The 15224-nt window shown below is 46.6% G+C and carries 17 protein-coding genes and 1 riboswitch; of the genes, 15 read left to right on the forward strand and 2 right to left on the reverse strand.

Annotated features, from left to right (window positions below; genetic code table 11):
* Window positions 1-94 precede the first annotated feature (94 nt).
* On the reverse strand, window positions 95-925 hold the full coding sequence (locus tag QMA41_RS10845) for an HDOD domain-containing protein (RefSeq protein WP_006959982.1): 831 nt from the start codon (window positions 923-925) through the stop codon (window positions 95-97).
* A gap of 215 nt (window positions 926-1140) precedes the next feature.
* Here QMA41_RS10845 and QMA41_RS10850 point away from each other — a divergent pair, with 215 nt between their 5' ends.
* From QMA41_RS10850 to QMA41_RS10920, 15 genes are all read left to right on the forward strand, one after another.
* The gene (locus tag QMA41_RS10850; protein ID WP_006959988.1) at window positions 1141-1644 is read left to right on the forward strand and encodes a lactoylglutathione lyase family protein; all 504 of its coding nucleotides are present in this window, start codon (window positions 1141-1143) and stop codon (window positions 1642-1644) included.
* A 58-nt stretch (window positions 1645-1702) separates the two neighbouring features.
* Complete coding sequence (locus QMA41_RS10855) at window positions 1703-2689, forward strand: zinc-binding dehydrogenase (protein ID WP_043010950.1); 987 nt, start codon at window positions 1703-1705, stop codon at window positions 2687-2689.
* A gap of 108 nt (window positions 2690-2797) precedes the next feature.
* Complete coding sequence (dkgB, locus tag QMA41_RS10860) at window positions 2798-3601, forward strand: 2,5-didehydrogluconate reductase DkgB (protein ID WP_043010949.1); 804 nt, start codon at window positions 2798-2800, stop codon at window positions 3599-3601.
* 65 nt (window positions 3602-3666) lie between these two features.
* A riboswitch (TPP riboswitch) is annotated at window positions 3667-3764 on the forward strand.
* A gap of 109 nt (window positions 3765-3873) precedes the next feature.
* Window positions 3874-4704, forward strand: coding sequence for a bifunctional hydroxymethylpyrimidine kinase/phosphomethylpyrimidine kinase (thiD, locus tag QMA41_RS10865; RefSeq protein ID WP_043010948.1), 831 nt, complete (start codon window positions 3874-3876; stop codon window positions 4702-4704).
* The gene (locus QMA41_RS10870; protein WP_281629635.1) at window positions 4694-5440 is read left to right on the forward strand and encodes an ABC transporter ATP-binding protein; all 747 of its coding nucleotides are present in this window, start codon (window positions 4694-4696) and stop codon (window positions 5438-5440) included. Before thiD ends, QMA41_RS10870 begins: the two co-directional genes overlap by 11 nt.
* A complete protein-coding gene (locus QMA41_RS10875) occupies window positions 5433-6233 on the forward strand; it encodes an ABC transporter permease (protein WP_229629375.1) in 801 nt (266 codons plus the stop codon). The genes QMA41_RS10870 and QMA41_RS10875 overlap by 8 nt, the downstream gene beginning before the upstream one ends.
* 16 nt (window positions 6234-6249) lie before the next feature.
* The gene (locus QMA41_RS10880; RefSeq protein WP_281629636.1) at window positions 6250-7200 is read left to right on the forward strand and encodes an ABC transporter substrate-binding protein; all 951 of its coding nucleotides are present in this window, start codon (window positions 6250-6252) and stop codon (window positions 7198-7200) included.
* On the forward strand, window positions 7200-7862 hold the full coding sequence (gene tenA / locus QMA41_RS10885; protein WP_281629637.1) for a thiaminase II: 663 nt from the start codon (window positions 7200-7202) through the stop codon (window positions 7860-7862). Before QMA41_RS10880 ends, tenA begins: the two co-directional genes overlap by 1 nt.
* A 206-nt stretch (window positions 7863-8068) precedes the next feature.
* Window positions 8069-8683 (forward strand): YopT-type cysteine protease domain-containing protein, encoded by a 615-nt coding sequence (locus QMA41_RS10890; RefSeq protein ID WP_006960006.1) that lies wholly within the window; start codon window positions 8069-8071, stop codon window positions 8681-8683.
* 202 nt (window positions 8684-8885) lie between these two features.
* Window positions 8886-9392: an SRPBCC family protein gene (locus tag QMA41_RS10895; RefSeq protein WP_281629638.1), complete on the forward strand. Its 507-nt coding sequence runs from the start codon at window positions 8886-8888 to the stop codon at window positions 9390-9392.
* 24 nt (window positions 9393-9416) lie between these two features.
* A complete protein-coding gene (locus QMA41_RS10900) occupies window positions 9417-10079 on the forward strand; it encodes an SRPBCC family protein (protein WP_281629639.1) in 663 nt (220 codons plus the stop codon).
* A 36-nt stretch (window positions 10080-10115) separates the two neighbouring features.
* On the forward strand, window positions 10116-10970 hold the full coding sequence (locus tag QMA41_RS10905) for an AraC family transcriptional regulator (protein WP_064486886.1): 855 nt from the start codon (window positions 10116-10118) through the stop codon (window positions 10968-10970).
* 6 nt (window positions 10971-10976) lie between these two features.
* A complete protein-coding gene (locus QMA41_RS10910) occupies window positions 10977-11432 on the forward strand; it encodes a hypothetical protein (RefSeq protein WP_281629640.1) in 456 nt (151 codons plus the stop codon).
* 168 nt (window positions 11433-11600) lie between these two features.
* Window positions 11601-12344: a phosphatase PAP2 family protein gene (locus tag QMA41_RS10915; protein WP_171340060.1), complete on the forward strand. Its 744-nt coding sequence runs from the start codon at window positions 11601-11603 to the stop codon at window positions 12342-12344.
* A gap of 239 nt (window positions 12345-12583) precedes the next feature.
* On the forward strand, window positions 12584-13834 hold the full coding sequence (locus QMA41_RS10920) for a hypothetical protein (RefSeq protein WP_281629641.1): 1251 nt from the start codon (window positions 12584-12586) through the stop codon (window positions 13832-13834).
* 52 nt (window positions 13835-13886) lie between these two features.
* On the opposite strand, the gene QMA41_RS10925 is transcribed toward QMA41_RS10920, so the two are convergent.
* On the reverse strand, window positions 13887-15221 hold the full coding sequence (locus QMA41_RS10925; RefSeq protein ID WP_281629642.1) for a glycosyltransferase family 4 protein: 1335 nt from the start codon (window positions 15219-15221) through the stop codon (window positions 13887-13889).
* Window positions 15222-15224 lie beyond the last annotated feature (3 nt).

Consider the following 15224-nt stretch of genomic DNA (forward strand, 5'->3'; position numbering starts at 1 on the left):
AATAACAAAAAATTATGCTTAATAGTTTATGTGATAACGTTAAGTTTTGGTAGTAAGCGAAGAATGGCGAGATGTGTTATCTCGCCATCTAGAACTAAGCTGCGTTGAGCTGAGTGGCGAGATCCCTGCCGTTACCGCGGAACTTATCGACGGTTGGTGCAAAGGCGGCGGAAACATGAAGTAAGCGAGAATCTGGATGCTCAGCTAGGTATCGAGCTTTCGCATCATCGCTGTCTAGTTTATCCCAGTCGCGATGGATCGAGCGAGCAAAGTGCAGTGTCGTTGCCATTTTAGGAGACAGCTCTGCGTCTCTAGGATCATGATAATTAGCGATGGCGTCCACCATAGGGTCAGGGAACTTCCAAGTCTTCGCCAACTTAGCACCCAGTGTCGGAGCGGTAATATCCAGCACTTCTTCTTGTACTGAAATCGCGTCTTCTCCTGCCTCTGCACGTTCATGTATTTTGACTGCGGCATCAGGCACCAAAGTATGAATCATCAGCTCGCCGATATTGTGAAGAATACCGGTAGTGAACACTTCGTTGGAATCCATCCCTGTCTCGTCGGCAATCTTGCTGGCGATAACGGAAATCTCGAAGGTGTCTTCCCAATACTGGTCCATATCCAGTGTTTTGATTTTAGGGAATGCACCAGAAAGCACTGAGGCGACTACCAGAGTTCTTACTGGACCAGTACCGACACGAAGCAAAGCCTCGTTAACGGAAGAAACGGTTTTACTGCCGCCGAAATGGGCAGAGTTCGCCATACGTAGCAATCGAGCACTCAATACCTGATCGGTAGCGATTTTTCTCGAGAGCTCACCAAAATCGACCTCGTCCTGATTCACCATATCAAGTAGCTCTTGTAGTACTTTCTGGATCCTAGGTAACTCGTTAAGACGCGAAATTAAAGCCTCCTGACTCATTAGCACTCTCCTTTTTTATTTATGAGCTTTCTTACTATAGAACAGTAAATTAGTTTCATACAAAGTTGGAAACGAAGAAGTTCTGAAAATATTTTAATAACAAAAAATTATTAAAATAAGAATAATTGATAATTTTTAATCGATATATTCTTTGCCTAATATGTACTCAACGAAGCGGGAGAGTCCCCGACACAAAGAGCAAAGAAGAGGTCTACATGTCTACTCCATATCCACGTAATTTTTCTCATATCGGTATTTCAGTACCTGACTTAGAAGCAGCTGTTAAATTTTATACAGAAGTACTTGGTTGGTACCTGATCATGGAACCTACCGAAATCGTTGAAGACGATTCTGCTATCGGTGAAATGTGTACTGACGTATTTGGTGCAGGTTGGGAGCGTTTCCGTATTGCTCACCTTTCAACGGGTGACCGTATCGGTGTTGAGCTGTTTGAGTTCAAGAATCAGGAAAATCCAGAAGACAACTTCGAATACTGGAAAACAGGTATTTTCCACTTCTGTGTTCAGGACCCAAATGTGGAAGAGCTGGCAGAGAAGATTGTTGCAGCAGGTGGTAAGAAACGTATGAAAGCGCCACGCTATTACTACCCAGGTGAGAAACCTTACCGCATGATCTACATGGAAGACCCATTCGGTAACATCCTTGAAATCTACTCTCATAGCTACGAGCTGCATTACTCAGCAGGTGCTTATAAGTAAGTTATTCAGCCACTCATGTTTATGAGTGGCTTTATTCTTTGAAACTAAGGACAAATCAATGAAAGCGATCACGTACCAGCGCGAACAAGACACGTTCACAGTCTCCGAATTGCCGCAACCTAATCTTCAGTCACCATTTGACGTTTTGGTAAGAGTCCATGCGGTGGCGCTAAACCCAGTCGATGCCAAAGTAAATTTTTGGTATGGAATGGTCCCTGATATGAACGACAATTTCGTTGGAGGGTTGGATGTATCAGGGGAAATTGTTGCGATAGGTGAACAGGTAACTGGCTGGGCTGTGGGTGATCGAGTTCTGTATCACGGAAATATGCGCCGTGTGCATGGCGGGTTTGCAGAATATGCGCTCCAAGATGCACGCACCCTCACGGCGCACCCTAATGTTCCTGCTGAATTTGCTGCAGCAACTCCATGTGCAGCGTGGACAGCCTATCGCGCTTTGGTTGACAAGCTGAATATTGAATCTCGTAGTAGCATTTTCATTGCCGGTGGCGCTGGTGGTGTAGGTAGTTTCGCCATTCAACTAGCCAAACATTTTGGTGTAAGCAAAATTGTTACTACGGCCTCAACAGCAAAACACAGCTATGTGAAAAAGCTCGGGGCAACCCATGTGATTGATTACCGAAGTGATGATGTCGCTGAGCAAATCATGAATCTTACCGATGGGCTTGGTGTGGACGTCGCACTAGATTGTGTTGGTGGTGACAATGATCTGCTAGCGGCATCAGTATTGGGTTTTGAAGGACAAATGGTTGAGCTGGTAAAAACCGTGCAGCCTGAGCTTTATCCTGATGCTTTTCTGAAAGGTCTTTCATTCCATCAACTTAGCTTAGGCTCTGGCCATGTAAATGGTGAAAAAGGCCGCAATGATATGGTTGCGGCCGGTAATGCGGTTTCTAAACTGTTCGAACTGGGGATACTCGAAACGCCAGCACTGCAAGTGATTCCGTTAGATCAGGTCGGGGATAAGTTGGTAGAAATTCGAAATCAACGCACCACGGGTAAAATTGTCGCGAAATTGGTGTAACCATTGATGGCAAAAAAGACAAAAGTGATTTGAGTTTTTTGCCATTTTTCATCAGTTAATTACTCGCAATAATTGCACCGTTCAACTCATTCAGAAACAGGAAATACCATGAAACACATTCCTATGCTAGGTGCCGGTACATTTAGACTGGAAGGTCAGACGGCTTTTGATTCCGTTATGATGGCGCTTAAAGCCGGATATCGTCATATCGATACAGCTCAGATTTACGGTAATGAGCAGTTGGTGGGTGATGCAATGTTGGCGTCTGGCATTGCCCGAGATGAGATTTTTCTTACCACTAAAGTGTGGATGAACAAACTGTCGAAAGCAGAGTTCCGATCCAGTGTCGAAGAGAGTTTGAATAAGTTGCAAACCTCATACATTGATTTGCTACTGATTCATTGGCCGCTGAAAGATGAAAAAGTATCCATGCTAGAGTATCTGACAGAGTTGAAGGCGGTCAAAGAGGCAGGTCTGGTGAAGCATATCGGCGTTTCTAACTTCAACAATCAGCAGCTAGAACAAGCGATAGGAATTTTGGGATCTGGGGAAATTTTTACCAATCAGGTAGAAGTTCATCCATATCTGCAAAACAAGAAGGTGGTTGAGTTCTGCAAACGCAACGATGTATTGGTCACGGGGTATATGCCGTTTGCGTATGGTGCTGTTTTGAAAGATGAAATCATTCTTCAACTGGCGAACAAGCATGGCGTAACGGCAGCACAAATTGTGTTGGCGTGGATGCGTCAAAATGAATTCGTGACGATTCCATCATCGACTCGACAGGCCAATGTTGAAAGCAATCTCGAGGCGAAGAACGTGCACTTAAGCCACGATGATATGGCATTGATTGCAACATTAGATCGCAATCACCGTCTTGCCAATCCAGACTTTGCTCCAGAGTGGGATTGAATGACTGCGAGCACTTTTTGCGAATTTAAAAGTGCATTCGCTTTTTAATTACTGTTATTATCAGCGGGAAATAGTCGGGGAGCCTTAGGGCTGAGATCGCATTGCGAGACCCGTAGAACCTGATTCAGTTAGCACTGACGTAGGGAACTATTAGCACCGATGTTTGAGTATTCTCGCTTTGGTGCACTCGCTTTTTATGATTCGATCTTCCCTTTTATTGATCACTTCATGTTTGGCTGAGAGTTCCTGTACGTCTTGTAATAGGAGCATCCATGCCACATTCACAAGACACACCACCCATTGTATTAACCATCGCAGGATCTGATAGCGGTGGTGGAGCTGGTATTCAAGCGGACATTAAAGCCATATCTGCGACTGGCAGTTACGCGTGTTCTGTCATTACGGCCATTACCTCACAAAATACGCTTGGCGTAAGCGCAATCCACCCGATTCCTCTGGAGCATATTGAAAGTCAGCTCGACGCCGTGTTTACGGATCTCAATGTGGTTGCTGTTAAAGTCGGGATGTTGGCTGACGCGCGGATCATTAAGGTTGTTGCGGACAAAATCAGGCAGTACAAGCCTGCTCATCTGGTGGTTGATCCTGTGATGGTTGCAACCAGCGGTGATCTTCTTCTGGAGCAGTCGGCGATTAGCACATTAAAAGAGCAGTTGATCCCGATGGCGGATCTGATCACCCCTAATCTGCCTGAAGGGGCGGCTTTGATTGATGGCGCTGTGCCAGAAAACGAAGATCAAATGGGCAATATGATCGAAGAATTGCGCGTACTCGGTGCCAAAGCGGTATTGCTGAAAGGGGGGCATCTAGAAAAAGATAACAACAGCAATGATTTGCTGATCTTAGCGCAAACGAGTGAGCTTCTGAGTGCCAAACGATTCCCGACGAAAAACACTCATGGAACAGGCTGTACCTTATCTTCGGCGATTGCGTCTTATCTTGCGCAGGGTAATAGACTGCACAAAGCCGTGTACTTAGGTAAGCAATACATCTCGCAGGCCATCGCTCATGCTGATGAACTCAATGTTGGTACGGGGCATGGGCCGGTCCATCATTTCTTCTGTGGACACATCAATGTTCGCTGAGCCGATTGGGATCGAAATTCAGCGCGCCAGCTTACAGTACACGGACAATCCAGCCCCGACATTGGCGCACTTCTCTATGTCGATACCCGCTGGGCAGTGGACGTGTATTTTGGGGCGCAGTGGCTGCGGGAAAACCACCTTGCTACGTTATCTGGCAGGTCTGTTGAACGACAAAGCGCACTGGGCTGGAGAACTGACGCTCAGTCATAGCCACGCGCTGCAAGGCCAGATCGCTTACATGGCCCAACAGGACCTGCTGCTACCATGGCTCAATGTTCTGGATAATGTTTGCCTGAGCAGTAAGTTTGGCAACGCTCAACCTGACAGGAGTCGAGCGCTGCGATTGCTGGAGCAAGTCGGATTATCGGATCAAGCGGCGGCTATGCCTGTACAGTTGTCAGGTGGTATGCGTCAACGTGTTGCTTTGGCTCGCACGTTAATGCAAGACAAGCCTGTGGTACTCATGGATGAGCCTTTCTCCGCGCTAGATGCGGTGACGCGACATAAATTGCAGACATTGGCCGCTGAGCTGTTGTGTGGCAAAACAGTGGTGCTGATCACTCATGACCCGCAAGAAGCGATTCGACTGGCCGACGCTCTGTACATTCTCCGCGGTCAGCCCGCTTATGCTGAATCACATGAGGTTCCAACCACTCAGCCGCCTCGTGTCATAGATGCAGAATGTGCGCAATTGCAGCAGAACATTCTCAATTCGTTGGAGGGTGATTATGAGTGATATGACTCAGTTTGACGCTATTCGACGCGACGTAGTGAAAAAAGAACGTCTGACACACCCTGCGCTACGGTTGATGATCAGTACAGCCATAATTGTGGGGCTTTGGCAGCTAGTCGTGGTGGTGTTTGATATGCCAAGCTTTATTCTCCCTACGCCGCTTGACGTGTTCGAGCGTCTCATCAGCCGCTTTGACGTATTGATGAAACATACGCTAGTGACTGGTCAAGAAATTGTGTTGGGTCTGTTACTTGGCTTGTCGATGGGGCTGTTCTTCGCTTTACAGATGCTCTTGTTTAAACCGCTCAAGCGCTGGTTGTTGCCGATTCTGATTGCCAGTCAGGCGATTCCTGTGTTCGCGATTGCACCTGTCCTGATGCTGTGGCTTGGCTACGGTATTGCATCAAAGGTCGTGATGGCGGCGATCATTATTTTCTTCCCCGTGACCACGTGTTGCTACGACGGCTTGAGAAACACGCCGACAGGCTATCTCGATCTGGCAAAAACCATGGGGGCGAGCAAATGGCAAATGCTGAAGCACATTCAACTCCCAGCGGCTCTACCAACACTGGCTTCCGGTATACGTGTCGCTGTGGTCATTGCTCCTATTGGCGCTGTGGTCGGAGAGTGGGTAGGTTCCAGTGAAGGTTTGGGTTACCTGATGCTGCAAGCCAACGCGCGCATGATCATTGATGAGATGTTTGCGGCGCTGTTTATTCTGGCTTTGTTGTCTGTCTCGCTCTACTTCATTACCGATAAATTACTTAAGAAACTGATTCCTTGGGAAAATCAATAAAAGAAAGGACACTCCCGTGAAAACAAAAAAAATACTCAGTGCAGTGGCACTACTTTGCTCAACATTTTCTGCTCAATCGCTGGCGGAAGAGAAAAAACTCACTCTGATGCTGGATTGGTTTGTTAACCCGAACCATGGCCCAATCGTGATTGCGAAAGAGCGTGGCTACTTCAAGCAGCAAGGCATTGATGTTGATATTCAAGAACCCGCAGACCCAAGTACGCCACCTAAGCTGGTGGCTGCTGGCAAAGTCGATCTGGCGATCTCTTACCAGCCAAGTCTGACTATTGACGTTGCGGCGGGTTTGCCGCTTATTCGTTCTGCAACTCTAATCGCGACACCACTCAACACTCTGATGGTGTTAGACAACGGTAAGAACGACAATCTGGCCGACCTGAAAGGTAAGAGAATCGGTATTGCCATCGCAGGCAATGAAGAAGCCACTATTGGTACTATGCTGGCGCAAGACGGTGTGAAGTTTGCCGATGTGGACATCATCAATGTGGGCTGGGCACTCTCTTCTTCATTGGCATCAGGAAAGGTAGATGCGATCTGGGGTGGTCTACGCAACTTTGAAACTAACCAGCTCGCGCTTGAAGGCTACAAAGCGAAAGCCTTTTTCCCTGAAGAGCACGGTGTGCCAGCCTATGACGAGCTGGTGTTTGTGGCCAACGCCAAAACTCATGATGCAGAGGCTATCAAAGCTTTCAACAAAGCGCTTGAGCAAGCCACAACTTACATTGTGAATCACCCACAAGCGTCGTGGAAGGAGTTTGTTGCCTATGCGCCAGACACTCTCAACAATAAACTTAACCAACGAGCTTGGAACGATACGTTAACCCGTTTTGCACTGCGTCCTTCTGCGGTTGATCTTAAGCGCTACGACGATTACGCCCAGTTTATGTATTCACAAAAGATCATCGAGACTTTGCCTAAAGCCGCAGACTATGTGCCGGAGTTTAACTAATGAAATATCAGGATCTTATCGAAGCTTGTCAGTCGGACTGGCAGGAATACACACAGCATGACTTTGTGCAGCAGCTAGCAAAAGGCACTTTAGATCAGCACAGTTTTCTTCACTATCTGAAGCAGGATTTTTTATTTCTCAAACAGTATGCGCGTGCTTACGCGTTAGCCATCTATAAAGCGCGCACGCTGGAAGACATGCGTCGTGCCTTGCCGAGTGTGCATGCTCTGCTAGATTCCGAAATTGGTCATCATGTAACGTATTGTGGTCAATGGGGGCTAACGGAATCTGATCTGGAAAACGAACCTGAAGATTTTGGAACCGTTGCTTACACACGCTATGTGCTTGATGCTGGCATGACAGGTGATTTAGTTGACCTGTACGCCGCGCTGGCGCCGTGTTCGATTGGTTATGCGGTGATCGGCAAAGCGTTGATTGGAAGTGATGACACCTTACGAGAAGGAAACCCTTACGCAAGTTGGATTGAGCTTTATGGCGGTGAAGAATTCCAAAGTGATGTCGCACAAGGCGCAGAGCATTTTAACCAACTCTTAGAAGAGATTGATCTTCATAGTCAGCGGGGGCAAAACCTGATTGAAGTGTTCAGAACCGCGACTCGAATGGAAGTGGCGTTCTGGCAGCAAGGTCTGAATGCCAAGTAGTTTAAAATCATGATGCAGCCTCGCTTTTTGGCGGGGCTTTTTTATGCCTGTTACTTGCTTGCCTCGTCGAATTGATTCCGGTGTTAGAGATGTGAGAGAGACTATTTACTCTAAAAAATAATTAGGACACTACTCTCTTAGTTGCTATTTTTACTAGATAGATTCTAATGATATCATTAATTACATCAATAGGTTGGAGAGGAACTATGAAGGACAAAATTGTTGCTAACTTTTCGCAGGTGGATGTGATGAAGGCGAAGAAAGGGACATCCGCTGCAGCAACGAATGGTGCTTGTCATAACTTCAGTATCGAGTGGCTTAGCTTTATGTTCGAGAAAAAAGGCGACGCTAAGCAACGCATGAAGCGTTTATCTGCTCGTGATGGTGCGGGTAACCCGGTTTTACAGAAGACGTTTGCGTCCCGTTGGTCGGAAGGTGGGGCATCTTATCAGGTTGCAGACAGGATGATGATTTCACTGCGTGGCTTAAAAGAAACCGCACTCTTGTATGATTACACTCACTTTAATATCAAAAACATTGTAAAGGCAGTGACTAAGCCGCAGCACGCTGGATTTATCTATTCTTTCTGGTTCCCAGGAGCCGTTGTGGGTGCTGCCGGTGCACACACTATTGCTTTTTATCGTTCTTTATCACCGAAGCAAGGCAGCTTGAAAACGGATAACGACACCGTCTATATTTTTGAACCTAACTATGGTGAGTTTGAAGTGCCGAGTAAGGATTTTGAAAGCTGGTTGAAGAAGCTGGCGACCTTCTATGCACCTTTCAATGCGCATATGGTGAAGACGGTGGCTAAAGCCTAACCCTAGATTTAACTTCTAATAAACCTCGCTCATCAGCGAGGTTTTTTTGATTCCATTTATTGTTCTCAACTCATTGTGAGCAAAATTATGGCTATCACTCCCACTCAACATAGCAAGAAATATCAAAAAAGCGTGGAGTGAATTTTCTAAATTACATCTCAGGCAACGAAGAGAGCCAACCCGCTCAAATTAAGGAGATGTTATGAAAATCACTAAAACAGTCACGATCAACAAACCTGCAGAACTAGTCTGGGACCTGATTGCTCATCAATTTGATAAAGCCCACCTGTGGATGGACCCGATCCCACATTCGTACGAAATTGGAACCGGCCATAGCTCAACCGGGGCTCCGATGGAAGGCCGTATCTGCAATCTGAGTAAGAATCCAAATGGCGCTAAAGCAAAAGAAGTCATCACACAGTACAACGAAGCCAATAAATCTTTGACGTTTGAAATCACACCCATCAATGTGCCAGCCATTGTGCCAGTGAAAAAGAATCAGGTGCAAATGACGGTTCGCTCTCTTGGAGCCAACAAATCCGAAGTGATTTGGTATGCTCAACCGCAACTTAAATTCTTCGCGTATCCATTCTACCCACTGCTCCGCTTAGCGATTCCCGGTGCATTTGGCAAATTACTCAATGGTTTGAAAACCTATTCCGAGCAGTCACTGCCTAACCAACAAAGCTCAGCGGCTTACACGCAATAATGATAGGGATGAAAGGGCATTAAGATGAAGAAAATGAACTCGATAAAACCTTTGAGAAACATAGCGCTAGTGGCAGGTGCGGTGTTGCTTGGAGCATGTTCAACCATTGCGCCGGAAAGCAGCGCGCCACAGTACACCTCTCAGTATGATCACACCTCCACCACTGTGAACGAGTTTGATATTCGTTCTGTGACCAGTGCACCGGAGCAGATTGTCCTGATGTTCAGGGTCAACTCATCGCCGGATCGAACCTTTGAACTGGTGTCTGAAATTGATCAACTGGCAACTTGGTTTACGGGCATCAAGAACCCTGAGATGGATAACTCCAAGTCACTCAACGGACCGTTAGCAATGGGCACGCATTCGGTACGCAGTTGCAGCTTGGACGATGAGATATTGTATGAAGATATTGTTTACTATGACAAAAATAAGCGCTCCTATGCTTATACGATTGATATGGAGCGTTCGACAGTTTCGTTTCCTATCACAGAGCCTTTATCGCTGTTTACGGTTGAACCTGATAGTTTAGGTGGCTCATTGGTCACGTGGCGCCATTACTTCCACAAGAATGTCAGCATAGTAGCACCAGTGCTTAATCTGATAATGGAAGGGATGATTCTGGAACCTGCGGTGGAAAACTTATTTGAACAAGTGGGTGGTGAATGGGTAGAACCTACTACCGTTTAACTCTAACATTACAAACAGATAAGCTAGGAGGATGAAATGCAGCGTTTTTTTAAAAGTATTGAATATATAGAACAGCACTTGTACGACAAAATTTCTGTTCATCAGATTGCCGCCGCGTCTCATTACTCCACTTATCACTACAGTCGGGTATTTAAAGCTTTGGTCGGAGACACACCTAAAGAGTATTTGCGTAAGCGCCGTCTCACAATGGCTGCCAAGCGCCTGCTCACAGAAGAAGTCGGCATTCTGGATCTTGCTATGGATTGTCAATTTGATTCACAGGAAGCGTTCACACGTGCATTCAAAGCGCTGTTTAACATGACGCCTGCGCAATACCGAAAAATGAACGAACCTTTCCGTTTGTTGTATAAAAATCAAATTAACGAAGACGATCTCAGTTTTCTGCAGAATCGTATTAGCATGGAGCCGGAAATCATTACGCAGCCGGCCATGAAGTTGGTTGGAATCGCCAATCAATACACAGATGAAGACCTCAGTCTACCTCGTCTGTGGTCGGGGTTTGCACCATACCGGGACACTATTGCAAACCGCGTGGGCGATGAGTTTTTCGGTATTTATGAGTCATATGAAGAGGCTGAGGAAAGCACGACGTTTGTCTATATCTGTTCCGCTCGGGTAGAGAATTTTGATCAAGTGCCAGAAGGTATGATCACGCGTGAGATGCCAGAGCAGACTTACGCTCGTTTTACCCATAAAGGGCCAATTGCCCAGTTGGAAGAAACACTGCGTTATATATGGGGCAGCTGGTTACCGAAAAGCGCTTATGAATATGAGGAAAAGCCGGACTTTGAACTTTACCCAGCTGGCTTTAACGATGCTGACCCTGAGAATAAGCTGTATCTGAACATTCCAGTACGTAAGAAAAGCTAGGTGGCAATGAAATCGACGATCCTCATCACAGCGGTCTTCGGGGCTGCTTCACTTAGTGGCTGTCAGGCCGTCACTTCTTCTTCAGTGGATTCATTACCGCCTGTTTGTCGAGATTATGCGGCTGACCAGATCGTTGCCGTGCTCGGGGAAAGCCCGGAACTGGCAGGAGAGTGGTATGGTGATTGGGCGTATTTCCTCAATCAGTTTGCTGAGCAGAATCCGCAGATAAGAATCGTCTCTGGGGCTGCTGCGGCAGCGTTTGATTTTGCACCGTACACTTTGGTGCTTGCACGTCAGGACAAAGGTGAATACCAACTTAAAGAAGTGTTAGACCCGCCATATTATGACTATGCAGTGGCTAGACTTAGTGGTGATGATATTAAGGGGGTTTTACGTCATTTCGAGTTGGAGCCAGTTACCCCATCTCAGGTTGATATTGTGTGTAAAAATCGGGTCAAATAATAGATTTTATAAATGTCCGTTAAGTGAATATTTTTACATGAAATAGCTGTTTGTGATTACCTAGGCAAGCCGGTTCGATCTTTCACCGAATTGACATTGAGTTGATAAATTTTCCACGTTATGTCGACTAATATTCAGCATCTTACTGATTCGGTGTGGGACGTCACGGTGAAGAATTTTCTGATCGAAAAACAATATGGTATTGGGCTTCTGGGTGTATTTCTTTTGGTTATTGCACCTATGAGTCTGTTGGTTAGCCATATCGATTTATTAAGCTCAGTGTCCTACCCACTTGGTCTGACATTTACGTTGCTGACAGATTCCGCGGGATCTAAAGGGTTTCTCTTCACCTTATTCGTTTTGGTAGCGATCTCGTGGAAGTTGCTCCCTAACCGTGTTGAGTGGCTTAGTAAAATGGCTCAGCTTGGTTTGATCCTTCTGATCGGTTTTGCCAGCAAAACGGCGCTAAAGCAAGCTACAGAAAGTCCTCGTCCATACACTGAGCTGTTAACGCACCAATTGCTGATCCCACAGCCATCCCACTTTTACAATCTGAGCACCGTCCAACAGCAGCATGTGATCGATGATATTTCTCATAGCGTGAGCTCGTGGCGAACTCGCCATTGGTTAGGCGAGAAAGACTACTCATTCCCTTCTGGCCACACGATTTTCGCTGCAATTTGTCTGGCGTTTTTTGGCAATCTGTTTATCCAAAAAAGACGCTATGGTTTGGCCGCTGCACTGAGTGTGTGGGCGGTAGGCATGGCATACAGTCGCCTTTGGTTGGGAATGCACCGACCGATAGATCTCGTCGGCTCGGTTTTGTTTGTACTGATGCTGTATATGCTGGCCCCCAAATTTGATCGGATCACCGAAAAGCTCTCTCTTCGTTGGTCTCAATTAACAACCTGATTCCAGCTTTACCTAACTGCCCTTGGCCCTGCGAGTAATGTCCTTACTTTCGGGGCTTTTTTTATTAGCTCTTGACTATACTTTCTATATTAATCCGTAGTTTTTATAAGTCTTTTGTAACTAAAGTAGCAAAACAGACCACATAATTGATAAAACTCGCTATTATTTATCTTGTTTATGTAATTATCACTTTTGGCATAAGTAATTTATGTGTCGTTATCGTTTGGGCAGAGGTTTGCATGCAGATAAAACTATTAAAGCGTCTGATTAAAGACAAAATGTTTGGTAGAACCAAGAACACAGCACTGGGCGTTCAGGTTGCACAGATGGCTGATGCTCGTATGGGTGCGATGTACATGCTAGCCAGTACCGAAATTACCAAAGTGGCGAAGATTTCTAACGCACACTTTTTTGAAGCCTTTGTGGTCGGAACCGAGCCCTTCGTTGACTTTAAAGATGCGGCAATGGGCCTGCTGAATAAAACCGATACCATGACCAAGCTGAAAAACAGCAAGGTCGCGAAAAAGATGTCAAAAGCGGCGGATAAAGTGGGTGAGATCACTTCAGCGATTAAGGAGAAGCTGAAACGGCTATTCTCCGAGTTCTTCCGTTCTTTGCTGGATAAAGTGAAGAACATCTATGGTGATTTGTTGCATGGCATCGAGTGGCTTGCTGAAGTCGGAACTTGGCTGGCGAGTGAATTCGCAGGTACCTTCTCCAATATCATTCCGGGGTGGGGCTATGTACAAAGTGCCTCTGGGCTTTACTCTGCGGCGAAAAAGTCAGTGCTGAAATCCAAAGACCTGATTTCACAAATCTACCGCGGCCGTGGCGTTGAGCTGCTGGGTGGTCACCCGAGCATCATTTCAAATGCTTTGGCGCGCCACTCTGCAAAAGGTGCTTTGGGGGGAATCAAGGACTTTACCATGGGTGTTGCTGGTATTGGCCTTCAGGCGGCAGGTGATGCTGCCGCAGGGGTAGGCTCATTGATCAGCTTAATCACCAGTATTCTTGAGCGTATTATCAAACTGGTGGACTTCTTTGTTCAACGTAGCCTTCTGGCCAAAGTTGTTAAACGTGCTAAGAAAGAGTGGAATAACCGTACTGCGCCAAGCAGCTTAGTGAATGATCATAAAATGTTCTCGGAATGGTTCCAGAGTGCGGTGATTACCACGCCTGTTGTCGCGGCTCTGGTGATGGGCAGCGGCTTTGTTGGCCACCCCTATAAGTTTGCTCAGTTGCTGACACCTAAGCTTGAAGTCGTGTCGCAAGGTGACTTTGATAAAGCGGTCGTCTATATCGACAAGCTTAAATCTCTATCGAGTAAATATGTCCAGGAGTATGTCGATAGCTATAAGATTGATTTCACCAGTAAAGATGGTGTGGTCAATGCGCGCCTGAATGAATTGAAGAAAGGCAAAGGGCTATTGGATGGTCATGAATTTGCGGTGAAATCCGCGACACCAGCACCCGTTCCCGTTTCAGTTTAATGTGGGAAGAGTAACAAACGGGCCAAAAGGCCCGTTTTTTGTGTCTATAGCTTTAGAATACCGTCGCCAGAATGTCGCTCAATGCCTTGTACGATAGGTGTTTCTGACCAATGGAGTAGTTCTCCTGCATGTGCTGCTGACGTAGGGCTGTGTCGAATAGGTATGCTTCGGTTTGTTCTGCGGCTGCACCGATGCGCTGCAAAGACACTTGCGCGAGGTTGTTGTCATCCCAGCTTAGCTCATCACCGAGGTCGATAATGTGGAAGCCAAAATATTCGATATCTGTTTTGTACACCGGGTAGCGATAGACCACCTGAGGAACGTTGGCTACCAGACCTTCTAGGAATTGGTTACCCCAGCCTTCGAGCCAGCTAGGGTAGGTGACGATATCGGCGTGAACGTAGGCGTCCCAAAGGGAGTATTGTTTGATGCCGTTTTTATCACCACGTGAATGCTCGATACGGTGGTTGATGTCCAGTAGCTCAACGTTCATCTGCTGAGCTTTCGCTTTGAGTTTGTCGTAGTATTCGTCTTCTTCGTTCATTCCCGCTAACACGAGAATTATGCGACTATCAGATTCAATTTTTTGTCCACGATACAGCGACTTACCTACCCATTGTGGTAGCTTTTTCTGAAGATTAGCTATCAGGTCGACGGCCAGCTCAATCCCCTTACGAGCCACGATGCGTGTTGCTTGTAAGACAACGATGTCTTGTTCGCGAATACCGAATTCGCTTCTCAGATCTTGGTTGTAGTCGTCGATTTTCCAATCACAACCATCGAAGTCGAAGACATTCGGTACCACTGTTGAGTCGTAATCTGTGGCATTCTTCAGTGAATCATTTGCTAACTGGTTGATCACACAGTGCTTGTCCTGCGGGCGTTGCGGAGGAAAGTGCTTGTCGAGAATACGTTGGATACTCGGGTAGCACGGCTGGCTGAACTTCTCGCGTTCCCAGTGGAAGTCATGGTGATGATTGACTACTTTGACGCCTGTGTTTTCTACCGCTTTTTCTAGTCCTATCGCAGCGGCCAAACTGTGGCCTACAGCGAAGATGTTATTGGGAACTATCACGTCGATGTCGAGCTTTTCGATAATCGCTGTCGCTTGTGTCGCGATCTCTTCCGCTTGGCCGTGAATCGCGGCCAGCAACGCCTCTTCGCTCTCAAAGTAGGTCGGCTCGATGAATGCATCCTGAGTGATTTTTGCGTTCAGCTCGTCTTCATAACGTAGCGCATCAATGCACTCTGCTTCCACACTGCCAGAGCTACCCGCCATGTAAAAGACGTCGTGACCCTGCTGCTCCAGTGCCCATTTCCATTTATCCATTTCTAGTGACACACCATCGGTTTCACCGACACGATAGTGGGTTAACAAAATTCGCATGAC

The organism is Vibrio sp. St2, assembly GCF_947311885.1.
Lineage (GTDB): Bacteria > Pseudomonadota > Gammaproteobacteria > Enterobacterales > Vibrionaceae > Vibrio > Vibrio coralliilyticus.

Coding starts and splice junctions, on each gene's coding strand:
- QMA41_RS10845 (WP_006959982.1), bottom strand. CDS start 925: ATGAGTCAGGAGGCTTTAATTTCGCGTCTTAACGAGTTACCTAGGATC.
- QMA41_RS10850 (WP_006959988.1), top strand. CDS start 1,141: ATGTCTACTCCATATCCACGTAATTTTTCTCATATCGGTATTTCAGTA.
- QMA41_RS10855 (WP_043010950.1), top strand. CDS start 1,703: ATGAAAGCGATCACGTACCAGCGCGAACAAGACACGTTCACAGTCTCC.
- dkgB (WP_043010949.1), top strand. CDS start 2,798: ATGAAACACATTCCTATGCTAGGTGCCGGTACATTTAGACTGGAAGGT.
- thiD (WP_043010948.1), top strand. CDS start 3,874: ATGCCACATTCACAAGACACACCACCCATTGTATTAACCATCGCAGGA.
- QMA41_RS10870 (WP_281629635.1), top strand. CDS start 4,694: ATGTTCGCTGAGCCGATTGGGATCGAAATTCAGCGCGCCAGCTTACAG.
- QMA41_RS10875 (WP_229629375.1), top strand. CDS start 5,433: ATGAGTGATATGACTCAGTTTGACGCTATTCGACGCGACGTAGTGAAA.
- tenA (WP_281629637.1), top strand. CDS start 7,200: ATGAAATATCAGGATCTTATCGAAGCTTGTCAGTCGGACTGGCAGGAA.
- QMA41_RS10890 (WP_006960006.1), top strand. CDS start 8,069: ATGAAGGACAAAATTGTTGCTAACTTTTCGCAGGTGGATGTGATGAAG.
- QMA41_RS10895 (WP_281629638.1), top strand. CDS start 8,886: ATGAAAATCACTAAAACAGTCACGATCAACAAACCTGCAGAACTAGTC.
- QMA41_RS10900 (WP_281629639.1), top strand. CDS start 9,417: ATGAAGAAAATGAACTCGATAAAACCTTTGAGAAACATAGCGCTAGTG.
- QMA41_RS10905 (WP_064486886.1), top strand. CDS start 10,116: ATGCAGCGTTTTTTTAAAAGTATTGAATATATAGAACAGCACTTGTAC.
- QMA41_RS10910 (WP_281629640.1), top strand. CDS start 10,977: ATGAAATCGACGATCCTCATCACAGCGGTCTTCGGGGCTGCTTCACTT.
- QMA41_RS10920 (WP_281629641.1), top strand. CDS start 12,584: ATGCAGATAAAACTATTAAAGCGTCTGATTAAAGACAAAATGTTTGGT.
- QMA41_RS10925 (WP_281629642.1), bottom strand. CDS start 15,221: ATGCGAATTTTGTTAACCCACTATCGTGTCGGTGAAACCGATGGTGTG.